Origin of the sequence: Pseudoalteromonas sp. T1lg48 (genome assembly GCF_002964785.1) — a bacterium.
GTDB lineage: Bacteria > Pseudomonadota > Gammaproteobacteria > Enterobacterales > Alteromonadaceae > Pseudoalteromonas.
On sequence record NZ_PQCC01000022.1, the window covers coordinates 303,260 to 324,659 of the forward strand.

Sequence of the window (21,400 nt, forward strand, 5' to 3'; positions counted from 1 at the left end):
AGCAAACTCTGAAGTAACAGGTATCGCCTCCCCGTGCATTTGCGCCGAGCATGGCTAAGGGGGGTAGCACAACTTGACCTAGGATGGTCAAGTTAGGCGAATCGAAACAGGACGTTGAGTTTCGCCGGGTGCGTTAGCCACTTGGGCACGCGCAGGCAACAAGCAAATGCTGGGGCGCCTTGGGGTTCCAAGGGGCGGTTGGCGCAAACCGCCCTTTGGTTGTCGTCGCCAACGCGACAAAATCTATCAGCCCACAACAAGGTTGTCAGGCCGCTAGGTAACTGCTCCTGCGTTACCCTAGTACCGCCATCCATGTCAGCAAAACCTGACCTACAGGCAACCCCCTTCCCTCTTAGGCCCGCGCCTCTAACATCAGACGTTTCATATCACGTACGGCCTTTTCCATGCCATCGATGGCGGCACGGGCGATGATCGCATGGCCAATGTTAAGTTCGTAAATCTCTGGCATGGCTGCGATAGGCTTTACATTGTGATAGTGCAAGCCATGACCGGCGTTAACTACCAGGCCTTGAGCGTGGGCATATTGTACGCCAGCACGGATGCTCTCAAGCTCTGCCGCTTGCTCGGCGTCGTTTTCGGCATCGGCATAGGCGCCGGTGTGAATTTCAATATAAGGGGCGCCGGCTTTGACGCTGGCGTCGATTTGCGCTTCATCGGCATCGATAAAGAGACTCACCTTAATACCGGCATCGCTTAAACGTTTTACCGCATCGGCCACCTTGTCGTACTGCCCGACGACATCCAGGCCGCCTTCTGTGGTCAACTCTTCACGCTTTTCCGGCACCAGACACACAAAGGCCGGCTTTACCTCCAGGGCAATGGCCAGCATTTCTTCGGTCACCGCCATTTCCAGATTCATACGTGTTTGTATGGTATCTTTCATCACATAGACGTCACGGTCTTGAATATGACGTCTGTCTTCACGCAGGTGAATGGTGATACCGTCGGCGCCGGCATGCTCGGCAACCGCGGCGGCATGGGCCGGATCCGGATAAGTGGTGCCTCGGGCCTGACGTAAAGTGGCGATATGATCAACGTTAACGCCTAGTAGAATCTCTTTCATGCTGCCTTACCTTGATTTAAATAGTTCTCTGCTTTTTAGTGGTTTGTTGCCAAGCAAGGGTTTGAGTATATAACGACAAAAATGCTTCGCCGCCCTTTGTACTTGCGGCTCGGAAAAATCATAACGGGCAAACGCGAGAATATGCGTGCCGCTAAATCCATAACCCTGCACCGGTTGCGCCTGGCGCACCCAACCCTGCTCGGGATAGTAATCGTATTGTCCTTTGGCATCAATGGCATCGCCCTGATAGTCGCTGTCAAAGTTGACGCCATAGCCCAGGCTCTCCAACAGCTGCAACTCATAACAGCGTAAACTGGCACCCGGATCTTTAGCTCCTGCGAGCTCCTGCAAGTGCTGCGAATAGAGGGAGAATATCTGCTCCAGCGGCTCATTGATGGGGACGATGCGCGCCGCCAATTCATTCATATAAAAGCCACAATAGAGCTTATCGCCGCGCAGTGGCGGCAGCGCCGTATCGAGTTCAAAGTGTTGCAGGTATTTGAGCTCGCCATTGCCTTGATAGCGAATAAGGAGCGCTTGAAAGGGTTGTAACTGGGCTTTATGCTTAATGGCCTGCTTGCCGCTAAGGCGCGCTATCATGCGCATCAGGCCGCGATTTTCGACCACAAAATCGACCAGCCATTGCGAGTCGCTAATGGCCCGTCGATGCATTAAAAAGGCGCGCTCAAAGCCCGCGTTCATGGGCTTAGTCTTCGCCGTAACCCAGGCTACGCAGGGCACGTTCGTCGTCGGCCCAACCGGATTTAACCTTGACCCAAAGTTCAAGAAAAACCTTGTTGTCGAGCATCTCTTCGAGATCGCGACGGGCTTCACGGCCGATGGTTTTCAACTTTTCACCCTTGTTACCAATGACCATGCGCTTTTGCGTTTCGCGCTCAACCAGGATCAGGGCGTTAATCTGCCATACGCCATTGTCTTGCCATTTAAACTGCTCGATTTCTACGGTCACGGAATAAGGCAACTCGTCGCCCATAAAGCGCATTAGCTTTTCACGGACGATTTCCGCGGCCATAAAGCGCATAGAGCGATCGGTGACATAGTCTTCCGGGAAATAGAAGTCGCCTTCAGGCATGCGCTTGCGCACTTCTTTTTTGACTAAGTCCAGGTTGCGATTGTTCTTGGCGGAAACCGGAATAATGCCGGCAAAGTCGCCTTTTTCACTGAGCCAAAGCATATGCTTGGGGATCAGGTCCTTATCTTTCACCTGATCGGTTTTATTCATCACTAAGAGCACTGGGGTTTTACCGGCGCAGACCTTGTTCAACACCATTTCGTCATCGTTGGTCCAGTGGGTGCCTTCAACCACGAAAATGATCAGCTCGACATCACCGATAGAACTGGAAGCGGCGCGGTTCATTAAACGGTTAATGGCACGCTTTTCTTCCACATGCAGGCCCGGAGTGTCTACATACACGGTTTGGTAATTGTCTTCGGTATGAATACCCATAATGCGGTGACGCGTGGTTTGCGGCTTGCGCGAGGTGATGCTGACCTTTTGCTCGAGAATCTTATTAAGCAGGGTCGATTTACCTACGTTAGGGCGGCCCACAATGGCCACCATGCCACAATGTGGCGGTGTGTGCGTATCAGCTGTCATTCTTTAATATCTTTAAGGCTTTTTCTGCGGCTTTTTGCTCGGCCTTACGGCGCGAACTGCCCACAGAGATAATACTTTCCATTCCTTCAACGATACATTCTACCGTGAAGGTCTGGTTATGCGCCTGACCCTTGGTATCGATGACCGTATAACCCGGCAGGGGTAATTTACGGGCTTGCAAAAACTCCTGTAACAGGGTTTTTGGATCTTTTTGATTCATGCCCGGAGAGATAGAGTCTAGGCGCGAGGCGTACCATTGCAGTACCAACTCACTGCAGGTGTCGATATCCGAGTCGAGGAACACGGCGCCAATAATGGCTTCTACCGCATCGGCCAGGGTCGACTCACGGCGATAGCCGCCACTTTTAAGCTCACCCGGCCCCAGGCGCAGGTATTCGCCGAGGTTAAACTCAAGGCCAAATTCGGCCAGGGTCTGGCCGCGCACTAAGGTGGAGCGCATGCGGCTAAGGTCACCTTCGCGAGCCTTGGGAAACTTGTGATATAAGGCGTTGGCGATGACAAAGCTTAAAATCGAGTCACCAAGAAACTCCAGGCGCTCGTTATGCTGGCCCTTATGGCTACGATGGGTCAGGGCTTGCTCAAGCAAGCCCTGGTCAGTAAAGCTATATCCAATTTTATTATACAGTTCTGTTACGTTTTTCTTCATTGTTACTGAATATTACCTAGGCGTTCAAAACGAACACCGGTTGGAACCCAACTTGGTAAGACGTCGGCGGGTGTGTTTTCAAATTCAAAACTCATCCAAATAAATACCGCTTTACCTACCAGGTTAGGCTCTGGAACGAATCCCCAAGCACGACCATCTTCACTATTGTCGCGGTTGTCGCCCATCATAAAATAATGACCTTCTGGGACAGTCCATTCGTCAATCTTAGTGCCTTGTTGTTGATAGTACTTACTCTTAAACTCGGGCAGTCTTGGGTTTATTAAAATATCGTGCTTCAGGCCGTCGAGGTCTTCTTCAAGACGCACAAGTTGTTGGCCCGATTGCATAAACTCGTCTCTGTTAATTATTTCTAGTGCAATTTTATTGTATTCGCCACAAAGCAAGTCGCCCTGCTCGGTTTGCCCTTGTTCACAATGTGGTTTGATATACAACTGCTTATTGCGATAAACAATGGTATCGCCGGGAAGACCGATAACACGTTTAATAAAATCCAGCTCCGGCTTTGGCGGGAACTTAAATACGGCAATATCGCCACGCTCCGGTTTGCCCGTAGCCACCAGCTCCGAGCGCCATACCGGGTCCTTAATACCGTATGAGTATTTTTGTACCAGGATAAAATCACCCACCAACAAGGTAGGCATCATGGAGCCCGATGGGATCTGAAAGGGTTCGAACAGGAACGAACGAAACACGGTAATGATGGCTATCATAGGGAAAATCGACTTAGCATGCTCGGTGATTACCGGCACCGGGGCGATTTCCTCTTTCACTTCTTCGTCCAGTGGCTTACCCGTCGCCCCTTCGGCAAGAGCAATGCGCTCTTTACGTTTAGGCGCATAAACCAGATGGTCAACTAACCAGATCAGGCCCGAACCCAGGGTTAGCAGCACTAAAAATACGGAAAAATATCCAGCCATCAGCGGTGTCCTTTATTGTTATTATTTGCCGACTTTCAAAATCGCCAGGAAGGCATCTTGCGGTACTTCAACGTTACCCAGTTGCTTCATACGCTTCTTACCTTCTTTCTGCTTTTGCAGGAGCTTTTTCTTACGGCTTACGTCACCACCATAACACTTGGCGATTACGTTTTTACGAAGCTGTTTAACCGTTGAACGGGCGATAACATGGTTACCGATAGCCGCCTGAATAGCGATATCGAACATCTGTCGTGGAATAAGTTCACGCAGGGCTTCTGCCAATTCACGACCACGGCCTTGGGCGTTGTCGCGGTGACAAATAATGGCCAGGGCATCGACACGGTCGCCATTAATAAGAATATCCACACGTACCATATCGGCGGTACGGAATTCCTTAAAGTTGTAATCCAACGAGGCAAAACCACGGCTGGTTGACTTCAGCTTATCGAAGAAGTCCATCACCACTTCACCCATGGGCAGTTCGTAAGTCACCGCTACCTGCTTGCCGTGGTAGGTCATCTTGGTTTGCACGCCACGCTTTTCAATACACAGGGTAATTACGTTACCCAGGAACTCTTGCGGCACCAGAATATTGGCTTCAACGATAGGCTCACGAATTTCAATGATATCATTGACCGGTGGCAACTCTGACGGGTTATCGATTTGAATCGTGCCATCTTTGGTTACTACCTCATACACTACGGTCGGCGCCGTGGTGATCAGGTCGATATCGTATTCACGCTCCAAACGCTCCTGGATGATCTCCATGTGCAGCATTCCCAGGAAGCCACAACGGAAACCAAAGCCCAGGGCCGTTGAGTTTTCCGGCTCGAAGAATAGCGATGCATCGTTAAGGCTCAGCTTATCTAGGGCATCACGGAATGATTCATACTCGTCCGATGAAATCGGGAACATACCGGCATAAACCTGCGGCTTAACGCGCTGGAAGCCCGGTAGACGCTCTTCGGCTGAGTTGCGTGCTAAAGTAATGGTGTCACCTACAGGGGCACCATGGATCTCTTTAATACCGGCGATAATAAAGCCAACCTCACCGGTTTTTAGGGCACCCGTGTTGGTTTGTTTCGGGGTAAAGATACCCACCTTGTCGGCAATATGTACTTGCTCGTTCGACATGATCTTAATCTTGTCGCCGGACTTAAGCTCACCTTGCATAATGCGCACAAGCGATACAACGCCTTGATACGGGTCGAACCAAGAGTCAATAATCAACGCCTTGAGCGGGCCATCGCTATCACCTTGCGGTGGCGGAATATCACGAACGATACGCTCTAATACCTCGTCGATGCCCACACCGGTTTTGGCGCTACACTGCACTGCATCGGTGGCATCGATACCAACAATGTCTTCAATTTCTTCGGCCACGCGCAGTGGATCGGCCTGAGGCAGGTCAATCTTGTTTAAGATTGGCACCACTTCCAGATCCATTTCGATGGCGGTATAACAGTTAGCCAGGGTTTGTGCTTCTACACCCTGACCGGCATCAACAACCAGCAGCGCCCCTTCACAGGCCGCCAACGAACGAGATACTTCATAGGAGAAGTCCACGTGTCCCGGGGTGTCGATAAAGTTTAACTGGTAGGTTTCACCATCTTTGGCGGTATAGTTAAGAGTTACGCTCTGCGCCTTGATGGTAATACCGCGTTCACGCTCAAGCTCCATTGAGTCCAATACTTGCTGCTGCATTTCGCGGTCGGTCAACCCGCCACACACTTGGATCAAACGATCGGACAGGGTCGATTTACCATGGTCAATATGGGCGATAATCGAAAAGTTACGGATATGCTTCATAAATTGGATTCTGACTTCTTAAAACTGAGCTCGGGTAAACAAAGGCCCAATTTTACCTGTAATTGACGCTAATCACCATCTCTTTGCGAAACTGGTAAGCTCAAAGGGTAAATTTTTAACACTTTCACATCATGAACAACGCGCTTAAGCCTATGTTTTGCAAGCACAAAACCAAACGCTCCAGCGGTAAAGGCGGCGCCTATTTGCAGGCCTTCACCCACACCTAAAAATGTCTGTACCAGCACCGCAGTCACCAAGGCGAATAGCAGCGGCCAGATGTAAACCACAAATGAACTCATCACTATGTGCGAGTCATCGAGGGCCAGTTTCACCTTTTGACCCACGCTCACGGGCTCAGAAAATTGATAAGGAAAACGCTTTTTATCTGTGCCGAACAGCTTGGCGAACACTTGCGAGCCGCACTTGCCATTGCAACCGGCACAAGCCGGCTTGGGCTCGGCTTGTAAAAACGCGGTGTCGCCCTTGACGGCGACCACGGTAAGAACTTGTTCAATCATGGGCTTAGCTATAGGGGTCGCTGTACCGACTCGGCAATATTTTTTGCCGTAGAGACGGGAATATTACCGATCACCGAGACATCGAATGCGCCGGCGTTATGGATATAAATGGTGGTGGCTCCTGAGGTCAAAGAGCCACTCGGGCGCTGACCAGCCAGGGGCCGCTGGACAAACACCGAGACCTCAACCAGACCATCGGAATACAAATAATAATCCGCCAGCTCGTTGTTTAGATTGAGTTTATGGCGATCGGATTTAAGCAACTCGAAGCCCTGAGGTAACCAACCTATTTGCCAGCTGCCCTGATCGCTTGGTTCTTCATTACGCGGCAAAGGCGCTGGGAATTCACGGCGGCTGATCTCGAGTAGCTCTGGAGCGGGAGTTTCCGAGACATTGATATGACTTAATTGCAATTGCTCTAAAAATTCGCCCTGATTATTTACGTAGGCGGATTTAAGCAGTAATGAGGTTTCAGTATCCAGCCAAACCCAATAGCTGTACTTGTCCTGATCTTTGGCTTCGATGCGCAACAGCTGTGCCGGACGACCGGCAATGCGGCCCTTGTTGCCAAGCACAAAATTGTAGTTTTGCGCCAATTGTTCAACGTTGCCGAACAGCACTTCCGGGATAGGACCGCTGATCGCCGAGGTTTTTACCGAGTAGGGTTGAGCCTGGGGTTCGTAATAGGTAACACGATCGTCAACGCGCACCATTTCCAGGCCGGCGCCGTTGAGGAGCGTCAGTAATTCCAGCTCCTGACCCTCATGAATACCGTGACTCCAACGATAAGGCTCCATGGCGCGGTCTTTCACCACCACAAATGAGGCGACGAAGTTGCGCTGCTTGACCGCACTGGCCATATTGTCCAGCCACTGCTTGGCGGTCATCTCCGACATAGCCTGCGCCGGGAACAGCCACAGACTCAATAGCACAACATAAAGGTACTTCATTAACGATTATTGTTCCTGTTGTTTTTGCTCATCTTTGTTGGTTTCATTGCTCGCTAGATGCGCAGCTTCACGGGTTTGGCGCTGATGCTCCAACACCAGGGCGCCAATGCGCTGCTGTTGTAATTCGCGTAAGCCACGCTCGGCGTTTTCCAGTGCCGGCTCTGAAGAATAGCTCACCGGTGAGGCCGCACCAATAAATGGATTTGACTGCAATGGCGGTAGTTCATCGGTGCTATTACCCGTTGCCCCGTATTGCTGTACGCCAAGTACCGCAACCACGGCCACACTTGCGGCAATGGCCGTTTGCGTAATGCCACGCCACCAGGTACCGCGGATCACGTTATCCTGCTGTGGCATCTCATCGCCAGATATGGACTGCTGATCAAACTGCGCATGAACCGGTTCTTGTTCAAGTTGTTGGGCTACCTGCGCGGCTATATCTAACTGGATGCTAGGTGCTGTTTCGGAGCGCATCACATTGCCAATAAGGCTGTAACGAGCCAATGTATCGGTATCTACATCAGCAACGTCAAGCGTATCGACACTGGCTTCATTATCCACCAAGGCAGAAATAAAGGCTTTGTCCTGCTCACTACACTTTGCTTTAGTCATATTACGACTCACCTATTAACGGAGTTAACTTATTGTCTATCGCTTCACGGGCACGGAATATACGTGAACGCACCGTGCCAACTGGGCAGTCCATCACCGCGGCGATTTCCTCATAGCTCATCCCTTCTAGTTCTCGTAAAGTGATGGCTGTTTTTAAATCTTCAGGTAGCTTATCAATGGTGGCAAAAATGACGTTTCTTACCTCGTCACTTAACAGCAAGTTTTCAGGGCTGGCATTACTACGCAGTGAATTCGCGCCTTCGTAAAACTCAGCATCCTCAGCATCGACATCATTTGCCGGCGGCCTACGCCCTTGCGCAACCAGGTAATTCTTTGCACAGTTAACGGCAATACGATACAGCCATGTATAAAACGCGCTATCGCCTCTAAAATTAGGCAGCGCCCTATACGCCTTAATAAAGGCCTCTTGAGCTACATCTGCAATGTCACCTTGATTGGCAACATAACGCGATATCAATCCTGCTACTTTGTTCTGATATTTGGCGACCAACAGGTTATAAGCATTTTTATCTCCCTGTTGAACCTTTCTTACCAGCGCTAAATCCAAATCCTGCTCGCTCATTCGAGCCGGTACTCCTCTGCGTTATTTTGCTTTTCGTATTGTATCCAAGCTACCAAATACACTCAGTCTGACTGGGTCGAAAAGAAAAAGTTCGCAAATACTGCATTTTTTTTCTGTTCTTAGTTAACTTCAGTCGTGCCCAGGCGGCAAATATGATACATATAGAGGCAACATAATAGGTAATATAAACCTCGGCTCAACACTATAACATGAACCCGAATAAACAACATCACAGCGACGTTGCTATCATCGGCAGCGGTGCCGCTGGTCTGTCTTTGGCACTGTCCCTCGCCAACCATTGCCAAGTAACCGTAATCAGTAAGGGGGCCTTAAACGAGGGCTCAACCCTGTACGCCCAAGGCGGTATTGCTGCGGTATTCGATAAGAAAAACGACAGCATCGAATCCCATGTTGAAGACACCTTGGCCGCCGGCGACGGCCTGTGCTCCCGTGAGGCAGTGCACTACACCGCCTCCAATGCCAAAACCTGCATGCGCTGGCTGATTGACCAGGGCGTGCCCTTCGATATGGAAACCGATGACAAGGGTCATGAACGCTACCACCTTACCCGTGAAGGCGGCCATAGCCATCGCCGCATTTTACATGCCGCCGATGCCACCGGCCGTGCGGTGCAAACGACTCTGATCGAGCGGGTGTTAGCCCATCCCAATATTACCTTGCTAGAAAACTACAACGCCATCGATCTGATCACCGATGCCAAACTCGGCAAAAAAGGCAAGCATTGTCATGGCCTTTACGTCTTTAACCGCGCCAAGGAGCGGGTCGAAATTATCAGCGCCCGCTTTGTGGCCCTGGCCACCGGCGGCGCCAGTAAGGTTTACCTTTATACCTCCAACCCAGATGTGGCCAGCGGCGATGGCATCGCCATGGCATGGCGGGCCGGTTGTCGCGTTGCCAATATGGAGTTTAACCAATTCCATCCCACCAGCCTGTATCATCCCAAGTTGCAAAACTTTTTGATCACTGAGGCAATGCGTGGTGAGGGCGCCTATTTACTGCGCCCCGATGGCACCCGCTTTATGCCGGAGTTTGATGAGCGCGCCGAACTGGCACCGCGTGATGTGGTGGCGCGAGCCATCGACTTTGAAATGAAACGCCTGGGTGCCAATTGCGTGTACCTGGATATTTCTCATAGAGATAAAGAATTTATTATCGAGCACTTCCCTACTATCTATGCCAAGTGCTTAAGCGTGGGTATCGATATTACCAAGGAGCCCATCCCCGTGGTGCCGGCGGCCCATTATACCTGTGGTGGGGTGATGACCGACTTTAACGGCAAAACCGATTTAGATAACCTTTACGCCATCGGCGAGGTAGCCTACACGGGTTTACACGGTGCCAACCGCATGGCCAGCAACTCCCTGTTGGAATGCATCGTATTTGCCCACGCCGCGGCCAGGGACATAGTGGCCAAGCTGGATTTACCGCATCAGGCAACTAGTCTGCCGGAATGGGACGATAGTCGGGTAACCGACTCGGATGAAGAAGTTGTGATCACCCACAACTGGCATGAATTACGACTCTTTATGTGGGATTACGTCGGCATAGTGCGTTCCACCAAACGCCTGGAACGAGCCCTGCGCCGAGTGGAATTGCTACAGCAGGAAATTCATGAGTATTATGCCAACTTCCGCATCAGCAATGATCTGCTGGAGCTGCGCAACCTGGTGCAGGTGGCCGAGTTAATTATCCGCAGTGCTCTGGCACGCAAGGAAAGTCGTGGCCTACACTACACCCTGGATTATCCGGATCACCTACCGGAGGCCCGTATAACCGAGCTCACTCCTGCTGACTAAGCGCCACTTGTACTGCCCGAGCACACTCACGAAAGTGTTCGGGCGTCATCGCCTTGGCGGCAATAAAAAAGTGATGGCGCTTGGCGCCAATATCATCTTTTAGCTGCAAATGAATGAGACCGGGGTAAACCCGGGATTGCCTCAACAAGCGACCGCTTATACTGGCGTGCGGCTGATGTACTTCTGCACGCTGACCCTGGATAACCAAGCTGCCCTGGTGTGGCCAACAGCGACTAAAACGACGCCAAAAATGGCAGTAACCCAGCACCAGCGTCACAGCACTACACAGCGCCCATAGCCACTGCGGTTGCGCCAACAACAAAAGTACATAGGCAAAAACAAACACCGCCATAACCGGGCGGTGCTGTGGGATATTGCTAAAGAAGGCGCCGCTATACACGAACGCGGTCAAGGATGATCTTAACCATGCGCGCTAGCTCTGGGTCCTTACATTGCTCATGGCCCATAAACCAAGCGAACAAATCTGGATCATCCGCCTCCAGCAAACGTTGAAACACCGCTTTGTCGTCATCATTTAAGGCATCATAGCCCTGCTCGACAAATGGCATAAACAATACATCCAGCTCCAACATGCCGCGACGACATGCCCAACGTAAACGCGCCTTACTATCTAAATTCGCCATTGTTTTCCTCTCAATAGTCTGCTGCCCAGCAGTGTAGCAAAATCTCCTCCGGCACACAGCAATTTTACGCCAAGGCGCTGTCATCAAAGAAGTGCTTACGTTACACTAAGCACAGTAATTGCTCGTGCACATAAGGAGTCATGCATGTCCACTTTGTCGGTTTATAGCACCGATTACACCGCCATTTATGTTCATGGTGACGATGCGAAATCTTACCTGCAAGGCCAGTTGACGCAAGACGTTAACGACATAGATGCCAACACCTGGCGTTGGGCCGGTCACTGCAATGCCAAAGGCAAGCTGTGGGCCTGCTTTCGTATTAGCCAGTATCAACAAGGCTATGTGCTTATTTGCTCAAATACCGAGGCAAAATTTGCCCTTGCCGAATTAAAGAAATACGCGGTCTTTAGTAAGGTTGATATCGAACAACTCGATACCCAGGTCTTTGGGATGCTGGCGCCTAAAGCCGAGCTTGTTAGCCACTTAAATATCGACATCAGCGGCAATGCCCAGCAATGGCAAGAAAATTTAGTGTTGCTACTGGATGATCAGCGCGCCCTGTTTATCGGTGATAGCAGCGTCCTGCCCGAGCCGCAAAACAGCGATGAGTTTGCCTGCGCGCAAATAAAAGCCGGGGAGCCGAGCCTGAATACCGCCGCCATCGACGCCTATGTGCCGCAGATGGTGAACCTCCAGGCACTCGGTGGTATTAGTTTTAATAAAGGCTGCTACACCGGCCAGGAAACCGTGGCGCGCATGAAATACCTTGGTAAAAACAAGCGTGCCATGTTTGTGCTTCGGGCTGAGCATGAGGGTGTGTTAGCACCCCAGCTCGATGAAGATCAAAACCCATTCGACTTAGAGCGCCAGGTTGGTGATAACTGGCGCCGAGCCGGCACACTTATCGCCCAAGCCAGCGCCAATGGCGAACTTTTTGGCCTCGCCGTGTTGCCAAATGATACTGAGCAAGATGTTCAGCTTCGCGCAAAACACGCTCCACAGGTGCTCTTCACCATTGCACCTTTGCCTTACTCACTGACAGAAGATTAATCTGGAATACATTATGAATATAGCTGACAATAAAGTCGTGACGATGCACTACAGTGTGGTCGACAAAGCGGACAACACCATAGACAACACCTTCGATGGCGAGCCTCTGGTATTTATCGTGGGTACTGGCTTTTTGATCCCTGGCCTTGAACAAGCGCTTCAGGGTAAACAGGCCGGCGACACCTTTAGCGTCGAAGTTGAACCAAAAGACGGCTACGGTGAACGCCATGAGCAACTCATGCAAGCGGTACCAAAGGACATGTTCGAAGGCATGGATATTGAGGTTGGCATGCAGTTTCGTGCCACCACGGATGACGGCGAGCAAACGGTGATCATCGTCGATATCCAAGGCGAAGACGTGATCGTTGACGGTAACCACCCGCTAGCCGGCGTTGCCTTGAAGTTCGACGTTGAAGTGGTTGATGTTCGTGATGCTACCGCCGAAGAGCTGGCACATGGTCATGTGCATGGTGCTGGCGGCTGCGGCCACGATCACTAACAAAGCGTTTTAGCTACAAAAAAGGACGCAGATGCGTCCTTTTTACCTTACGTTCATGAATGCCTTAGCAAGTGCTTATTGATGGCCTCGGCCAATTGCTCGGCATCATTACTGCCGACGCGAAAAAAGGTGCCATCTTGGAGCTCAATGGCCACCGCGGCAAAGCCGTTGGCACTGTAGACCCAACCATCATGGGTGATGCGAATACCAATACCGTGACGAAACGAGTTACTGACTACGGCCACGGACTTGATTTCACTAAAGGCTAAACGCTTTTTCGCAATTCCCGGGCCAAAAAACCATTCCACCCCTTGCTCGTCCACTCGCACCGTCAGGCCATGAAATAAGAAGGCACAAAGCGCCAGGATGGCCGCAAACAACAACATGGGGCCATCGCTGCCCATCAGGTAAAACGCCATACCGACAAAGGTGCCGATCCACAGGATAATGGCCAAAATAGCCCAGGCATACTGTTTATGCTGATACATAGAAATTAAACTCTTTTAGTTAAAACTGTAGACAAAGGTGGCACTCAACTCGGAGTCATAGGTGCGTTTTTGCGTCTCCGGTTTGGAGTTATAGCGATATAAGTAGGCAAACTTGAGCGATAACTGGCCCATGATCTGGCTAATTAAGGAGGTTTCCGACTTTAACCGTGAGTTTAACCCGGATAGGGATTGTTCGGCACTAATAAACTGGTTAAAACGAGTGCGTTTGGATACCTTACGCTCCCACTGCAGGGCAAGACGCAAGAGGTAGCCGGTTACATCGCCATCGTTCTGCTCGACTTCGCCCTCGCCTTCAACCTCTTCAACATCCGCCTTAGACACATAGAGTCCCGGGCCAATATCAAAATCCACGGTATTTTTCACACCCCGATACAGGCGGTTGCCGTATCCGGTTGCCACCGTGGCCTTATAGTCCAGACCGGAGAATTCATCGTCTTCATAGTCGCCGTACAAGAACAAGGAGGCGTTTTCGTTGCCCACTTTATAGTTGGATTGTCCGGAAACAAAAAAGCGCTGCGCGGAAATGGTTTCTTCGCCGGTTTCACCGTCAACATCGCGACGGTATAGGGAGTCGAATTTAAACTGGTTTCGCCAATGGGTGAAGTCCTGATAGACATTGGCGCGCAGTTTAAAGCTGGTCGAGTCGGTGTTGCCTTGGGTGACGATAAAGCCAAACTCGGCATCACCATAGAACATTTCACCTTGGTGTATTTCATGGATCTCGGCATCCGTTAACTGTCCGTATTCGTGAAAGTCTTCAAACGGATCCACCGCCCAACAACTCAAACTGCAACAACCAAGAAGGACTACCAAAAACCTCATACTGACTAACTACTCTTTCCAAATAATGTGACAAAAAGGGGCATCCTGATCTCGGCTGATCAGTACCCGGGCAAAAACGATGTCTTCATTTTCCAGCTCCAGACCTATGGTCACTTCACTGTAGAATTCGGGCTCGATTTCCATCGCCACTATGCTCTGCCAGTCTTCACTCGGTTCACTTTCTTCAATAAAACCAAGCTCTTCTCTGTGAGCATTAAAGTCATCAATATCCTGTTCGCTCAAATGCTCGGGGGCGAGCTCTAAAAACACTTCATAGGCGTGATGAGTGATCTCTTCGGCGCTATATAATCTGGGTCCGGACATGCTGGCTTCTTTGTTACTCTTGTTTGAACCGATAATAACAAAAGTTATGGGCAATGTGCATAGGGTCTGTTTATCTTTGCTGTTTACTTTATGTTCAATCTAAACGCATTCTGATCACGACGCTCGTTATGATGCATAGTCATTCTATGTTCATAGCGAGTAACACAGAGCAGGATGCGTTTAGATGAACCCGTAGGGCAGCGCTTGTAGCGCATTTCTACTGTGTTGTTACATGTTTATGTAGAATAACTACACCACACATGTGCCGCCTTGTATAAATTCACTACAAACTGCTGCAGAAACAAACAACAAAGGTCAACAGACCCAACCATACGACCAATAAAAAGCCGGGAAATTCCCGGCTTTTTCATATTTTTTATTCTTGGGGGTTGGGGTCGATTCCGAGCTTGCGTTTAACCCCCTCACGCATATGCTGCACATAGGTGTAGAACAGGGGTACCAACAAGGTGCCGAACACGGTGGCGGCTATCATACCCGACATCACAGTGACACCTAGGGATACCCGACTGGCTGCACCGGCGCCGGTGGCCAGCACCAGAGGTAACACCCCTAATACAAATGATAAAGCGGTCATCAAGACGGCACGAAAACGCTGTTCGGCGGCGATTTTCGCGGCTTCTAAAATCCCCTTACCGGCGGCTCTTTGCTCCATGGCAAACTCGACGATAAGAATAGCGGTTTTCGTCGACATCCCGATCAACAATACAAAGCCAACCTGGGCATAAATATTATTGGTCATGCCGAGCATAAAGAGCGTACTCATGGAACCGAAAATCGCCAGCGGCACGGCGGCAATAACCGAAAAGGGGATGGTCCAGCTTTCATACTGGGCAACCAGGAACAGGAACACAAACAACACGGCTAAACCAAACAGCACGCCGGCCACATCCCCTGCCATGATCTCCTGCCGGGTTTGCCCCGCCCAATCGAAGAGATACCCGTCCGGCAACTCAGCTGACAGCTCTTGCATCACCTTAATGGCATCCCCGGTTGAGTAACCCGGTGCGGCATTACCGGTCACACTGACACTGCGATACAGGTTAAAGTGATTCATGCTGGTTGGGCCAAGAATAGGTCGCAAGGTGGCAACCGTGGTCAAGGGCACCATGTCTCCCTGGCTGTTACGTACATAATAATACTGCAAGTCTTCGGGCTTGGCGCGATACTCGGCCTCGGCCTGAATATTCACCTGATAGGTACGGCCAAACTGGTTAAAGTCATTGATATACAAGGAGCCTAACTGAGCCTGTAGGGTCAGGAAAATATTGCCTAGGGTGATCCCCTGAGCCTTTGCCTTGTTGCGGTCTACTTCCAGGAAGTATTGTGGCGCGTTGGCACGGAAGGTACTGAATACGCTTTGCAACTCGGGTCGTGAATTGGCCTCGTAAATCAAGCCATTCATCACCCCGGCCAGTTCGGCAGGGTCACGACCTTCGGAGTCGAGCAAGCGATATTCAAAGCCGGAACTGGCGCCCAGACCCGGGATCGGCGGTACGTTAAAGACCATGGCCTGCGCATCAGGTAATGCCCAGAGCTGCCCCTGTAAACGGCTAATGATTTGATTTAATCCTAATTCCGGCGTGGTGCGCTCTTCCCAGTCTTTGAGCACGACAATGCCCAAGGCGTTATTGGAGCCAGCGCCACCCAGTAGAGAGAATCCCGAGACACCAACAAAATCCTCGGTCGCCGGGTCCTGGCCTATGATATCACCTATTTTTTGCACCACCTTATCGGTCCGGCCTAGGGAGGCCGCATCGGGAAGCTGAATATCGACAAACACGAAACCCTGGTCTTCCGGTGGCACAAAACCCGTGGGCACATTTTTAGCCAACCAGCCGGTTGCCACAAACAGCACCACGACGATAATACCGATACGACCGGCACGCTTAAGCAAAAAGCCGACTATTCCGGTATAGCCCTTGGTCGAGCTGGTGATCACATTTTCAAACGGACGTAACCATTTTATCGGCTTCATCTTCTCGGCACTAAGTAGCAAGGTACAGAGCGCCGGGCTCAGGGTGAGTGCGTTCACCGAGGAAATCAGTACCGCAAACGAGATGGTCACCGAAAACTGTTTGTACAGCTCACCGGTGATCCCCGGCATAAAGCCAACGGGCACAAATACCGCAAGTAAAACCAAGGTGGTAGCAACAATCGGCCCGCCAACTTGAGACATGGCCTTATAAACGGCATCTTTAATAGGTAACTTCTCTTCACGCAAAATGCGCTCGACGTTTTCAATAACGATTATGGCGTCATCGACCACGATACCTATGGCCAGAACCAGACCAAATAAGGTGATCAGGTTAATGGAAAAGCCCATGGCCAACATGGCGGCAAAGGTGCCGATCAAGGACACGGGAATCGCCACGGTTGGAACCAGGGTTGCTCGCCAGTTCTGCAAGAATAAGAAAACCACTAAGATTACCAAGCCCACCGCTTGAAACAGGGTGACCTTTACTTCTTCAATGGAGCGGTTGATGAACTTGGTGGTGTCATAGGGAATCTTATACTCAAGCCCCTCGGGAAACTGCTTTGACAGGTCCTTCATCAGCGCTTTGACCTTTTCTGCCACTTCCGTCGCATTGGCCTCGTTAAGCTGATAGATAACGATAAAGCCGGTGTCTTGTTGGTTGAGCTTGGCGGTTCCGGCGTAACTTTGCGCACCCCGCTCAATGCGGGCGATATCATTTAAACGAACAAAATCACCATCCAGATTGGAGCGGATAATGGTTTCACCAAATTCCTTGGGGGTTATAAAGCGTCCCTGTGCTTGAATGGCATATTCGAACTGTTGGTTGGGCAACGCCGGAGAGGCACCCAGTTTACCTGCGGCAACCAAGGTGTTCTGTTCCTCTAGGGCGGTTTTAACTTCCACCACGGTCACCCCAAGGGAAGCCATTTTATCTGGCTTTAACCAGATACGCATGGAGTAGGTTAGATCCCCCATCACCTCTGCCGAGGCAACGCCTGGAATACGGCTCAAGGGCTCGGTTATATAGTTAGTGGCATAGTTACTTAAAAAGCTTGAGTCCATATCCGGGTTTTCTGAGTACAAACTCACGCCCATCAACATATTGCTCGACATCTTTTTCACCGACACGCCCTGACGACGTACTTCTTGCGGCAAGAAGGGCTCGGCCAGGGAGACCCTGTTTTGCACATTCACCTGGGCCATATCGGTATCGACACCGACGTTAAAATACACGGTAATAATGGCCGAGCCATTGTTACTGGAAGTGGACTCGATATACATCATGCCTTCGACGCCATTGATCTTTTCTTCAATGGGTCGAATCACGGTTTCTTCAATGGTTTGGGCGCTAGCCCCGGGATAAATGGCGGTAACCTGAACCTGAGGAGGAGTAATTTGCGGGTACATGTTGACCGGCAACTGAGTCATCGCAATTAGCCCGGCGAGGGTGATCACAATAGAGATCACCAAGGCCAATTTCGGTCTATAAATAAACGTCTTACTGATCATTGGAGACTCTCTTATTGTTTGTCGCTAAGGGTGCCGGTTTTTTTGTCGATCTGCTTTGGCACCGGCTGCACGGTAATACCGGAACGCACTTTTTGTAAGCCTTCAACAATGACTCGCTCTCCTTGCTCGAGCCCAGACTCAACGACCCACATGGCATCGATGCGACGCCCTAATTTCACCAGGCGCTGCGCCACTGTATTGTCGTCTTTCACCACCAACACAAAGTTACCCTGCTGATTCACCTGCACCGCCGCTTGCGGCACCAAGGCTTGCTTCTGCTTTTCTTTACTTTCGACAATCAGGGTAACAAACAGGCCCGGCATCACTATGCCGTCCGGGTTAGCAAACTTGGCGCGCAGCTCCACCGTCCCCGTGCTGCGATCGATTTTGGTATCGGCAAAGTCGAGCTCGCCGTTTTGTGCAAAATCAGTGTTGTTTGGCAGACGCAGAGCCAAGTCTAATTGCACCTTACTGGGATCGGCGTTTTTCTGCTGTTGCTGCTGTTGATAGGTAATATAGTCCGCTTCCTCTACCTGGAAGTTGACGTAGATAGGGTCGATGTCTGTTAACTCGGCCAACGAACCTGAGTTAGGGCCCACGATATTACCGACATCGTAATTCACTTTACCGATGCGGCCGCTAAAGGGGGCGTGGATTTCGGTATAACCCAGGTTCAATTGAGCCTTTTCCAACCCGGCCTCACTGGCTTTAACCGCTGCCAAAGCCTGGTTATAGTTGGTTTCTAGCTTGTCTAAATCGGCGGCAGAAATAAATCCATCCGCGGCAATTTCACGCCCGCGCTTAAGATCGCGCTCTGCCCTTTCGGCAATGGCTTTATTGCTGCGCAAGGTGGCTTCCAGTTCGCTGACGCTGGCACGGTATTCCGAAGGATCAATCTTTAACAGCAACTGCCCTTTTTCAACTTGAGCCCCCTCAATAAAGGTGCGCTCAATTAGCTCCCCGGAAACCCGCGCCTGAATATTGGCTTCCTGATAAGCCTCGGTGCGAGCCACAAATTCACGATATTGACCTATTTCTTCTACTTGAACATCATAAACCGATACTGCAGGAGCAGGAGCATTTTGATTAGCGACTGGTTTTTCCGAGCAAGCTTGCACCAATGTTAACGCGGCACCAGTAAGTGCCACGGCTAAGATCTTCTTTGTAAATGAACTTTTCTTCGAAGGTACGCCAAGCATACTCCCTCTCCTCGATAGCTAATAATGATAAGCGCGCATGTAATCGCCGCAGAGATTACTTCAAGTCGACATCAATAGCGCCTCTCAGTTCTTTGAAAATATAGACTAATTTGTGACTTACTGTATTTATACTTAGATTATATAAATGGCATGTAAACGAACCTGTTTTTCAATAAATTACATGCTAACAATGAAGCTGCATAACAAAATGACATGGCCAGCCCTTTGCGTTACATTGCTAGTGGTCAGAGGAGATAAGAATGATAACGCTCAGCTTTAAAGAACAAGTGGCCCATGTCACCCTATCGCGACCACAAAAGCGCAACGCCCTGAATTATGAGATGTTTAAACAGCTTGATAAGGCCATAAAAAGCATTAAGAAGCGCAAGGATATACGTGCCGTTATCCTCAATGCCCAAGGTCAGGATTTTTGCAGCGGACTCGACGTAAAAGGTGTTATGGCCAAACCCCGTCAGGTGCTGTCTTTGTTATTTAAATGGTTACCGGGCAACCAAAACCTGGCACAGCGAGTGACCTTAGGTTGGCAGTCACTAAATGTCCCTGTAATAGCCTTAATACAAGGGCGATGCTGGGGTGGTGGGATGCAAATTGCCCTCGGCGCCGATTTTCGCATTGCTACTAAAGACGCCAGCTTTGCTATTATGGAGGCGCGCTGGGGGTTATGTCCGGATATGGGCGCCAGTTTAATTGTTCCCGGTTTACTCAAAGCAGACGACTATCAACGCCTGGCTCTGACGGCACAACCAATCGAGGCGAGTGAAGCACATCGGCTTGGGCTTATCTCTGCTTTAGAGGAAAACCCTATGGCTGCGGCACAGCAACTGATTGCCGATATCAGCGAGCGCTCTCCCGATGCCATGGCCGCCATAAAGCGCCTGACCACCAGCGCCTATCGCCAAGGACATCGTCGTCAATTAGCGAAAGAAACCTGGTCACAGATACGCCTACTTATGTGTAAAAATACCCGCATCGCCATTAAAAACGCCAGCAGTGATAAACATTATGACTATCAAGATCGCCGCTCTTGGTAAACACGCCAAGTTTACCCTGCAACTACTAATAAGCTGGACCATTTTAAGTGCTTTCCTTATTGCTGCACATCTAATGAGCAGCCACTTTGCATTCTCTTTTCCAGCACCGCTCAGTGCCATGTTAGCGCTGTTTTTAGCCTTACAACTAGGGCTGATAAAATTAACTTGGTTGCTGCCAGGCACTCAGCCGCTGCTTAGTTTTATGCCGCTTTTCTTCGTTCCCGCCGCCGCAAAGGTGGTAGAACATAGTCCGCTTATCGCCGAACACTGGCTGGTGCTTCTGCTTTGTTTATTTTTGGTACCGGCCCTGGGCCTGGTAAGCATAGGCTACCTAATGCAGCGGCTAAGGGGAGCATCATGATGTGGCTAGCGCTACCTGCAACCCTATTGGCTTTTTTCTGTTTTCGTCACCTGCATGCTAAAGTTAATTCACCGCTATTAAACCCTGTCTTATGGACCATAATCGCATCCGTTTTATGCTTGGTTTTATTTGACCTTGATCTGCCCAGCTACAGCCGTGCGACCTCTCCCTTTAATTACCTCTTGGAACTGGCCGTGGTAGCCCTGGCGGTGCCCTTGTACAAACAAATACACCAGCTTAAAAAGCAACTACTGCTGATCCTCATTGCCGTGGCCCTAGGCGTTATTATGGCCACCAGCAGCGCCTATGTTATTGCCACCTTGCTTGGTGCGCCAGCGCAGCTAAAGGCTTCTTTGGCCAGTCTTTCGGTCACCACCCCCATTACCCTGTTGGTAACCGAGCAACTCGGAGGGATCGCCAGTATTGCCGCTTCCATGGTGATCCTCATAGGCGTCGTGGGCGCTATTATCGGCTTTAGCCTGTTGCGTTTGTTTGGCATTAACGATCGCTGCGCCCAAGGCCTAGCATTGGGCGGCGCCTGTCATGCCATAGGCACAGCCACGGCCATTGCCGATAACGAGTTAAGCGCCGCCTATGCCTCGGCGGCCATGGCGTTAAGCGCCCTACTCACACCGCTGCTGGTACCCCTTTACTATCCTTGGCTGGTACACTGGTTAGGATAAGCAAGAGCACGCTTAGATTTAATTCTTACCTTGCTTTGTCACTAGCAAGGTAAGTGCTTACTTAACACAAGTGGCAAATATGCTTTACTGTGCCCGTTGGTGATATCGACCCCAGAGCTTCTTTCATTTCTGCTTTTTTATTACACTGAACCTCGA

At 50.5% G+C, this 21,400-nt stretch carries 23 protein-coding genes; 6 read left to right on the forward strand and 17 right to left on the reverse strand.

Features of this window, described 5'->3' with window-relative positions:
* Nucleotides 1-352 precede the first annotated feature (352 nt).
* The 10 genes from pdxJ to rpoE form a co-directional block, all read right to left on the reverse strand.
* On the reverse strand, nucleotides 353-1,084 hold the full coding sequence (gene pdxJ / locus C2M29_RS15080) for a pyridoxine 5'-phosphate synthase (protein ID WP_105190570.1): 732 nt from the start codon (nucleotides 1,082-1,084) through the stop codon (nucleotides 353-355).
* Nucleotides 1,085-1,090: 6 nt separating this feature from the next.
* Nucleotides 1,091-1,786 carry a DNA repair protein RecO gene (gene recO, locus C2M29_RS15085; protein WP_105190571.1) on the reverse strand — a complete coding sequence of 232 codons (696 nt, stop codon included), beginning with the start codon at nucleotides 1,784-1,786 and terminating at the stop codon, nucleotides 1,091-1,093.
* Between the two features lie 4 nt (nucleotides 1,787-1,790).
* On the reverse strand, nucleotides 1,791-2,702 hold the full coding sequence (gene era, locus C2M29_RS15090) for a GTPase Era (RefSeq protein WP_105190572.1): 912 nt from the start codon (nucleotides 2,700-2,702) through the stop codon (nucleotides 1,791-1,793).
* Entirely contained in the window at nucleotides 2,692-3,369 is a 678-nt protein-coding gene (rnc, locus tag C2M29_RS15095) for a ribonuclease III (RefSeq protein ID WP_105190573.1), read from the reverse strand. Before rnc ends, era begins: the two co-directional genes overlap by 11 nt.
* A 2-nt stretch (nucleotides 3,370-3,371) precedes the next feature.
* Nucleotides 3,372-4,307 carry a signal peptidase I gene (gene lepB / locus C2M29_RS15100; protein WP_105190574.1) on the reverse strand — a complete coding sequence of 312 codons (936 nt, stop codon included), beginning with the start codon at nucleotides 4,305-4,307 and terminating at the stop codon, nucleotides 3,372-3,374.
* Between the two features lie 21 nt (nucleotides 4,308-4,328).
* Nucleotides 4,329-6,116 (reverse strand): translation elongation factor 4, encoded by a 1,788-nt coding sequence (gene lepA / locus C2M29_RS15105; RefSeq protein WP_105190575.1) that lies wholly within the window; start codon nucleotides 6,114-6,116, stop codon nucleotides 4,329-4,331.
* 68 nt (nucleotides 6,117-6,184) lie between these two features.
* Nucleotides 6,185-6,634 carry a SoxR reducing system RseC family protein gene (locus tag C2M29_RS15110; protein WP_105190576.1) on the reverse strand — a complete coding sequence of 150 codons (450 nt, stop codon included), beginning with the start codon at nucleotides 6,632-6,634 and terminating at the stop codon, nucleotides 6,185-6,187.
* Nucleotides 6,635-6,642: 8 nt separating this feature from the next.
* Nucleotides 6,643-7,584, reverse strand: a complete 942-nt coding sequence (locus C2M29_RS15115; RefSeq protein ID WP_105190577.1) for a MucB/RseB C-terminal domain-containing protein — start codon at nucleotides 7,582-7,584, stop codon at nucleotides 6,643-6,645.
* Nucleotides 7,585-7,590: 6 nt separating this feature from the next.
* Nucleotides 7,591-8,196: a sigma-E factor negative regulatory protein gene (locus tag C2M29_RS15120; RefSeq protein WP_105190578.1), complete on the reverse strand. Its 606-nt coding sequence runs from the start codon at nucleotides 8,194-8,196 to the stop codon at nucleotides 7,591-7,593.
* 1 nt (nucleotide 8,197) lies between these two features.
* Nucleotides 8,198-8,779, reverse strand: coding sequence for an RNA polymerase sigma factor RpoE (gene rpoE / locus C2M29_RS15125; RefSeq protein ID WP_105190579.1), 582 nt, complete (start codon nucleotides 8,777-8,779; stop codon nucleotides 8,198-8,200).
* A gap of 209 nt (nucleotides 8,780-8,988) precedes the next feature.
* On the opposite strand from rpoE, the gene nadB reads away from it, so the two are divergent.
* Nucleotides 8,989-10,596, forward strand: a complete 1,608-nt coding sequence (gene nadB, locus C2M29_RS15130) for an L-aspartate oxidase (RefSeq protein ID WP_105190580.1) — start codon at nucleotides 8,989-8,991, stop codon at nucleotides 10,594-10,596.
* Here nadB and C2M29_RS15135 read toward each other — a convergent pair.
* Nucleotides 10,580-11,008 carry a protein YgfX gene (locus tag C2M29_RS15135; protein WP_158684745.1) on the reverse strand — a complete coding sequence of 143 codons (429 nt, stop codon included), beginning with the start codon at nucleotides 11,006-11,008 and terminating at the stop codon, nucleotides 10,580-10,582. The genes nadB and C2M29_RS15135 overlap by 17 nt on opposite strands.
* On the reverse strand, nucleotides 10,989-11,240 hold the full coding sequence (locus tag C2M29_RS15140) for an FAD assembly factor SdhE (protein ID WP_105190582.1): 252 nt from the start codon (nucleotides 11,238-11,240) through the stop codon (nucleotides 10,989-10,991). The genes C2M29_RS15135 and C2M29_RS15140 overlap by 20 nt, the downstream gene beginning before the upstream one ends.
* A gap of 144 nt (nucleotides 11,241-11,384) precedes the next feature.
* On the opposite strand from C2M29_RS15140, the gene ygfZ reads away from it, so the two are divergent.
* Nucleotides 11,385-12,290, forward strand: a complete 906-nt coding sequence (gene ygfZ / locus C2M29_RS15145; RefSeq protein ID WP_105190583.1) for a CAF17-like 4Fe-4S cluster assembly/insertion protein YgfZ — start codon at nucleotides 11,385-11,387, stop codon at nucleotides 12,288-12,290.
* Between the two features lie 13 nt (nucleotides 12,291-12,303).
* Nucleotides 12,304-12,789: an FKBP-type peptidyl-prolyl cis-trans isomerase gene (locus tag C2M29_RS15150; RefSeq protein WP_105190584.1), complete on the forward strand. Its 486-nt coding sequence runs from the start codon at nucleotides 12,304-12,306 to the stop codon at nucleotides 12,787-12,789.
* 53 nt (nucleotides 12,790-12,842) lie between these two features.
* Here C2M29_RS15150 and C2M29_RS15155 read toward each other — a convergent pair whose 3' ends face one another.
* The 5 genes from C2M29_RS15155 to C2M29_RS15175 form a co-directional block, all read right to left on the reverse strand.
* Nucleotides 12,843-13,277, reverse strand: coding sequence for a hypothetical protein (locus tag C2M29_RS15155; RefSeq protein WP_105190585.1), 435 nt, complete (start codon nucleotides 13,275-13,277; stop codon nucleotides 12,843-12,845).
* Between the two features lie 15 nt (nucleotides 13,278-13,292).
* A complete protein-coding gene (locus tag C2M29_RS15160) occupies nucleotides 13,293-14,120 on the reverse strand; it encodes a DUF481 domain-containing protein (protein ID WP_105190586.1) in 828 nt (275 codons plus the stop codon).
* Between the two features lie 9 nt (nucleotides 14,121-14,129).
* Nucleotides 14,130-14,444 carry an HI1450 family dsDNA-mimic protein gene (locus C2M29_RS15165; RefSeq protein ID WP_105190687.1) on the reverse strand — a complete coding sequence of 105 codons (315 nt, stop codon included), beginning with the start codon at nucleotides 14,442-14,444 and terminating at the stop codon, nucleotides 14,130-14,132.
* A gap of 376 nt (nucleotides 14,445-14,820) precedes the next feature.
* Nucleotides 14,821-17,949, reverse strand: coding sequence for an efflux RND transporter permease subunit (locus C2M29_RS15170; protein WP_105190587.1), 3,129 nt, complete (start codon nucleotides 17,947-17,949; stop codon nucleotides 14,821-14,823).
* 11 nt (nucleotides 17,950-17,960) lie between these two features.
* Nucleotides 17,961-19,148, reverse strand: a complete 1,188-nt coding sequence (locus C2M29_RS15175) for an efflux RND transporter periplasmic adaptor subunit (protein WP_105190588.1) — start codon at nucleotides 19,146-19,148, stop codon at nucleotides 17,961-17,963.
* Nucleotides 19,149-19,408: 260 nt separating this feature from the next.
* Here C2M29_RS15175 and C2M29_RS15180 point away from each other — a divergent pair, with 260 nt between their 5' ends.
* From C2M29_RS15180 to C2M29_RS15190, 3 genes are read left to right on the forward strand one after another with little or no spacing between them, the layout of a single operon-like run.
* The gene (locus C2M29_RS15180; RefSeq protein ID WP_105190589.1) at nucleotides 19,409-20,200 is read left to right on the forward strand and encodes a crotonase/enoyl-CoA hydratase family protein; all 792 of its coding nucleotides are present in this window, start codon (nucleotides 19,409-19,411) and stop codon (nucleotides 20,198-20,200) included.
* Nucleotides 20,172-20,561 (forward strand): CidA/LrgA family protein, encoded by a 390-nt coding sequence (locus C2M29_RS15185; RefSeq protein ID WP_105190590.1) that lies wholly within the window; start codon nucleotides 20,172-20,174, stop codon nucleotides 20,559-20,561. The genes C2M29_RS15180 and C2M29_RS15185 overlap by 29 nt, the downstream gene beginning before the upstream one ends.
* On the forward strand, nucleotides 20,558-21,244 hold the full coding sequence (locus C2M29_RS15190) for an LrgB family protein (RefSeq protein WP_105190591.1): 687 nt from the start codon (nucleotides 20,558-20,560) through the stop codon (nucleotides 21,242-21,244). The genes C2M29_RS15185 and C2M29_RS15190 overlap by 4 nt, the downstream gene beginning before the upstream one ends.
* Nucleotides 21,245-21,400: the final 156 nt, after the last annotated feature.

Bases quoted from the DNA above. Each gene is read 5' to 3' on its own strand.
- pdxJ (WP_105190570.1), bottom strand. From the start codon at position 1,084: ATGAAAGAGATTCTACTAGGCGTTAACGTTGATCATATCGCCACTTTA.
- recO (WP_105190571.1), bottom strand. From the start codon at position 1,786: ATGAACGCGGGCTTTGAGCGCGCCTTTTTAATGCATCGACGGGCCATT.
- era (WP_105190572.1), bottom strand. From the start codon at position 2,702: ATGACAGCTGATACGCACACACCGCCACATTGTGGCATGGTGGCCATT.
- rnc (WP_105190573.1), bottom strand. From the start codon at position 3,369: ATGAAGAAAAACGTAACAGAACTGTATAATAAAATTGGATATAGCTTT.
- lepB (WP_105190574.1), bottom strand. From the start codon at position 4,307: ATGGCTGGATATTTTTCCGTATTTTTAGTGCTGCTAACCCTGGGTTCG.
- lepA (WP_105190575.1), bottom strand. From the start codon at position 6,116: ATGAAGCATATCCGTAACTTTTCGATTATCGCCCATATTGACCATGGT.
- C2M29_RS15110 (WP_105190576.1), bottom strand. From the start codon at position 6,634: ATGATTGAACAAGTTCTTACCGTGGTCGCCGTCAAGGGCGACACCGCG.
- C2M29_RS15115 (WP_105190577.1), bottom strand. From the start codon at position 7,584: ATGAAGTACCTTTATGTTGTGCTATTGAGTCTGTGGCTGTTCCCGGCG.
- C2M29_RS15120 (WP_105190578.1), bottom strand. From the start codon at position 8,196: ATGACTAAAGCAAAGTGTAGTGAGCAGGACAAAGCCTTTATTTCTGCC.
- rpoE (WP_105190579.1), bottom strand. From the start codon at position 8,779: ATGAGCGAGCAGGATTTGGATTTAGCGCTGGTAAGAAAGGTTCAACAG.
- nadB (WP_105190580.1), top strand. From the start codon at position 8,989: ATGAACCCGAATAAACAACATCACAGCGACGTTGCTATCATCGGCAGC.
- C2M29_RS15140 (WP_105190582.1), bottom strand. From the start codon at position 11,240: ATGGCGAATTTAGATAGTAAGGCGCGTTTACGTTGGGCATGTCGTCGC.
- ygfZ (WP_105190583.1), top strand. From the start codon at position 11,385: ATGTCCACTTTGTCGGTTTATAGCACCGATTACACCGCCATTTATGTT.
- C2M29_RS15150 (WP_105190584.1), top strand. From the start codon at position 12,304: ATGAATATAGCTGACAATAAAGTCGTGACGATGCACTACAGTGTGGTC.
- C2M29_RS15155 (WP_105190585.1), bottom strand. From the start codon at position 13,277: ATGTATCAGCATAAACAGTATGCCTGGGCTATTTTGGCCATTATCCTG.
- C2M29_RS15160 (WP_105190586.1), bottom strand. From the start codon at position 14,120: ATGAGGTTTTTGGTAGTCCTTCTTGGTTGTTGCAGTTTGAGTTGTTGG.
- C2M29_RS15165 (WP_105190687.1), bottom strand. From the start codon at position 14,444: ATGTCCGGACCCAGATTATATAGCGCCGAAGAGATCACTCATCACGCC.
- C2M29_RS15170 (WP_105190587.1), bottom strand. From the start codon at position 17,949: ATGATCAGTAAGACGTTTATTTATAGACCGAAATTGGCCTTGGTGATC.
- C2M29_RS15175 (WP_105190588.1), bottom strand. From the start codon at position 19,148: ATGCTTGGCGTACCTTCGAAGAAAAGTTCATTTACAAAGAAGATCTTA.
- C2M29_RS15180 (WP_105190589.1), top strand. From the start codon at position 19,409: ATGATAACGCTCAGCTTTAAAGAACAAGTGGCCCATGTCACCCTATCG.
- C2M29_RS15185 (WP_105190590.1), top strand. From the start codon at position 20,172: ATGACTATCAAGATCGCCGCTCTTGGTAAACACGCCAAGTTTACCCTG.
- C2M29_RS15190 (WP_105190591.1), top strand. From the start codon at position 20,558: ATGATGTGGCTAGCGCTACCTGCAACCCTATTGGCTTTTTTCTGTTTT.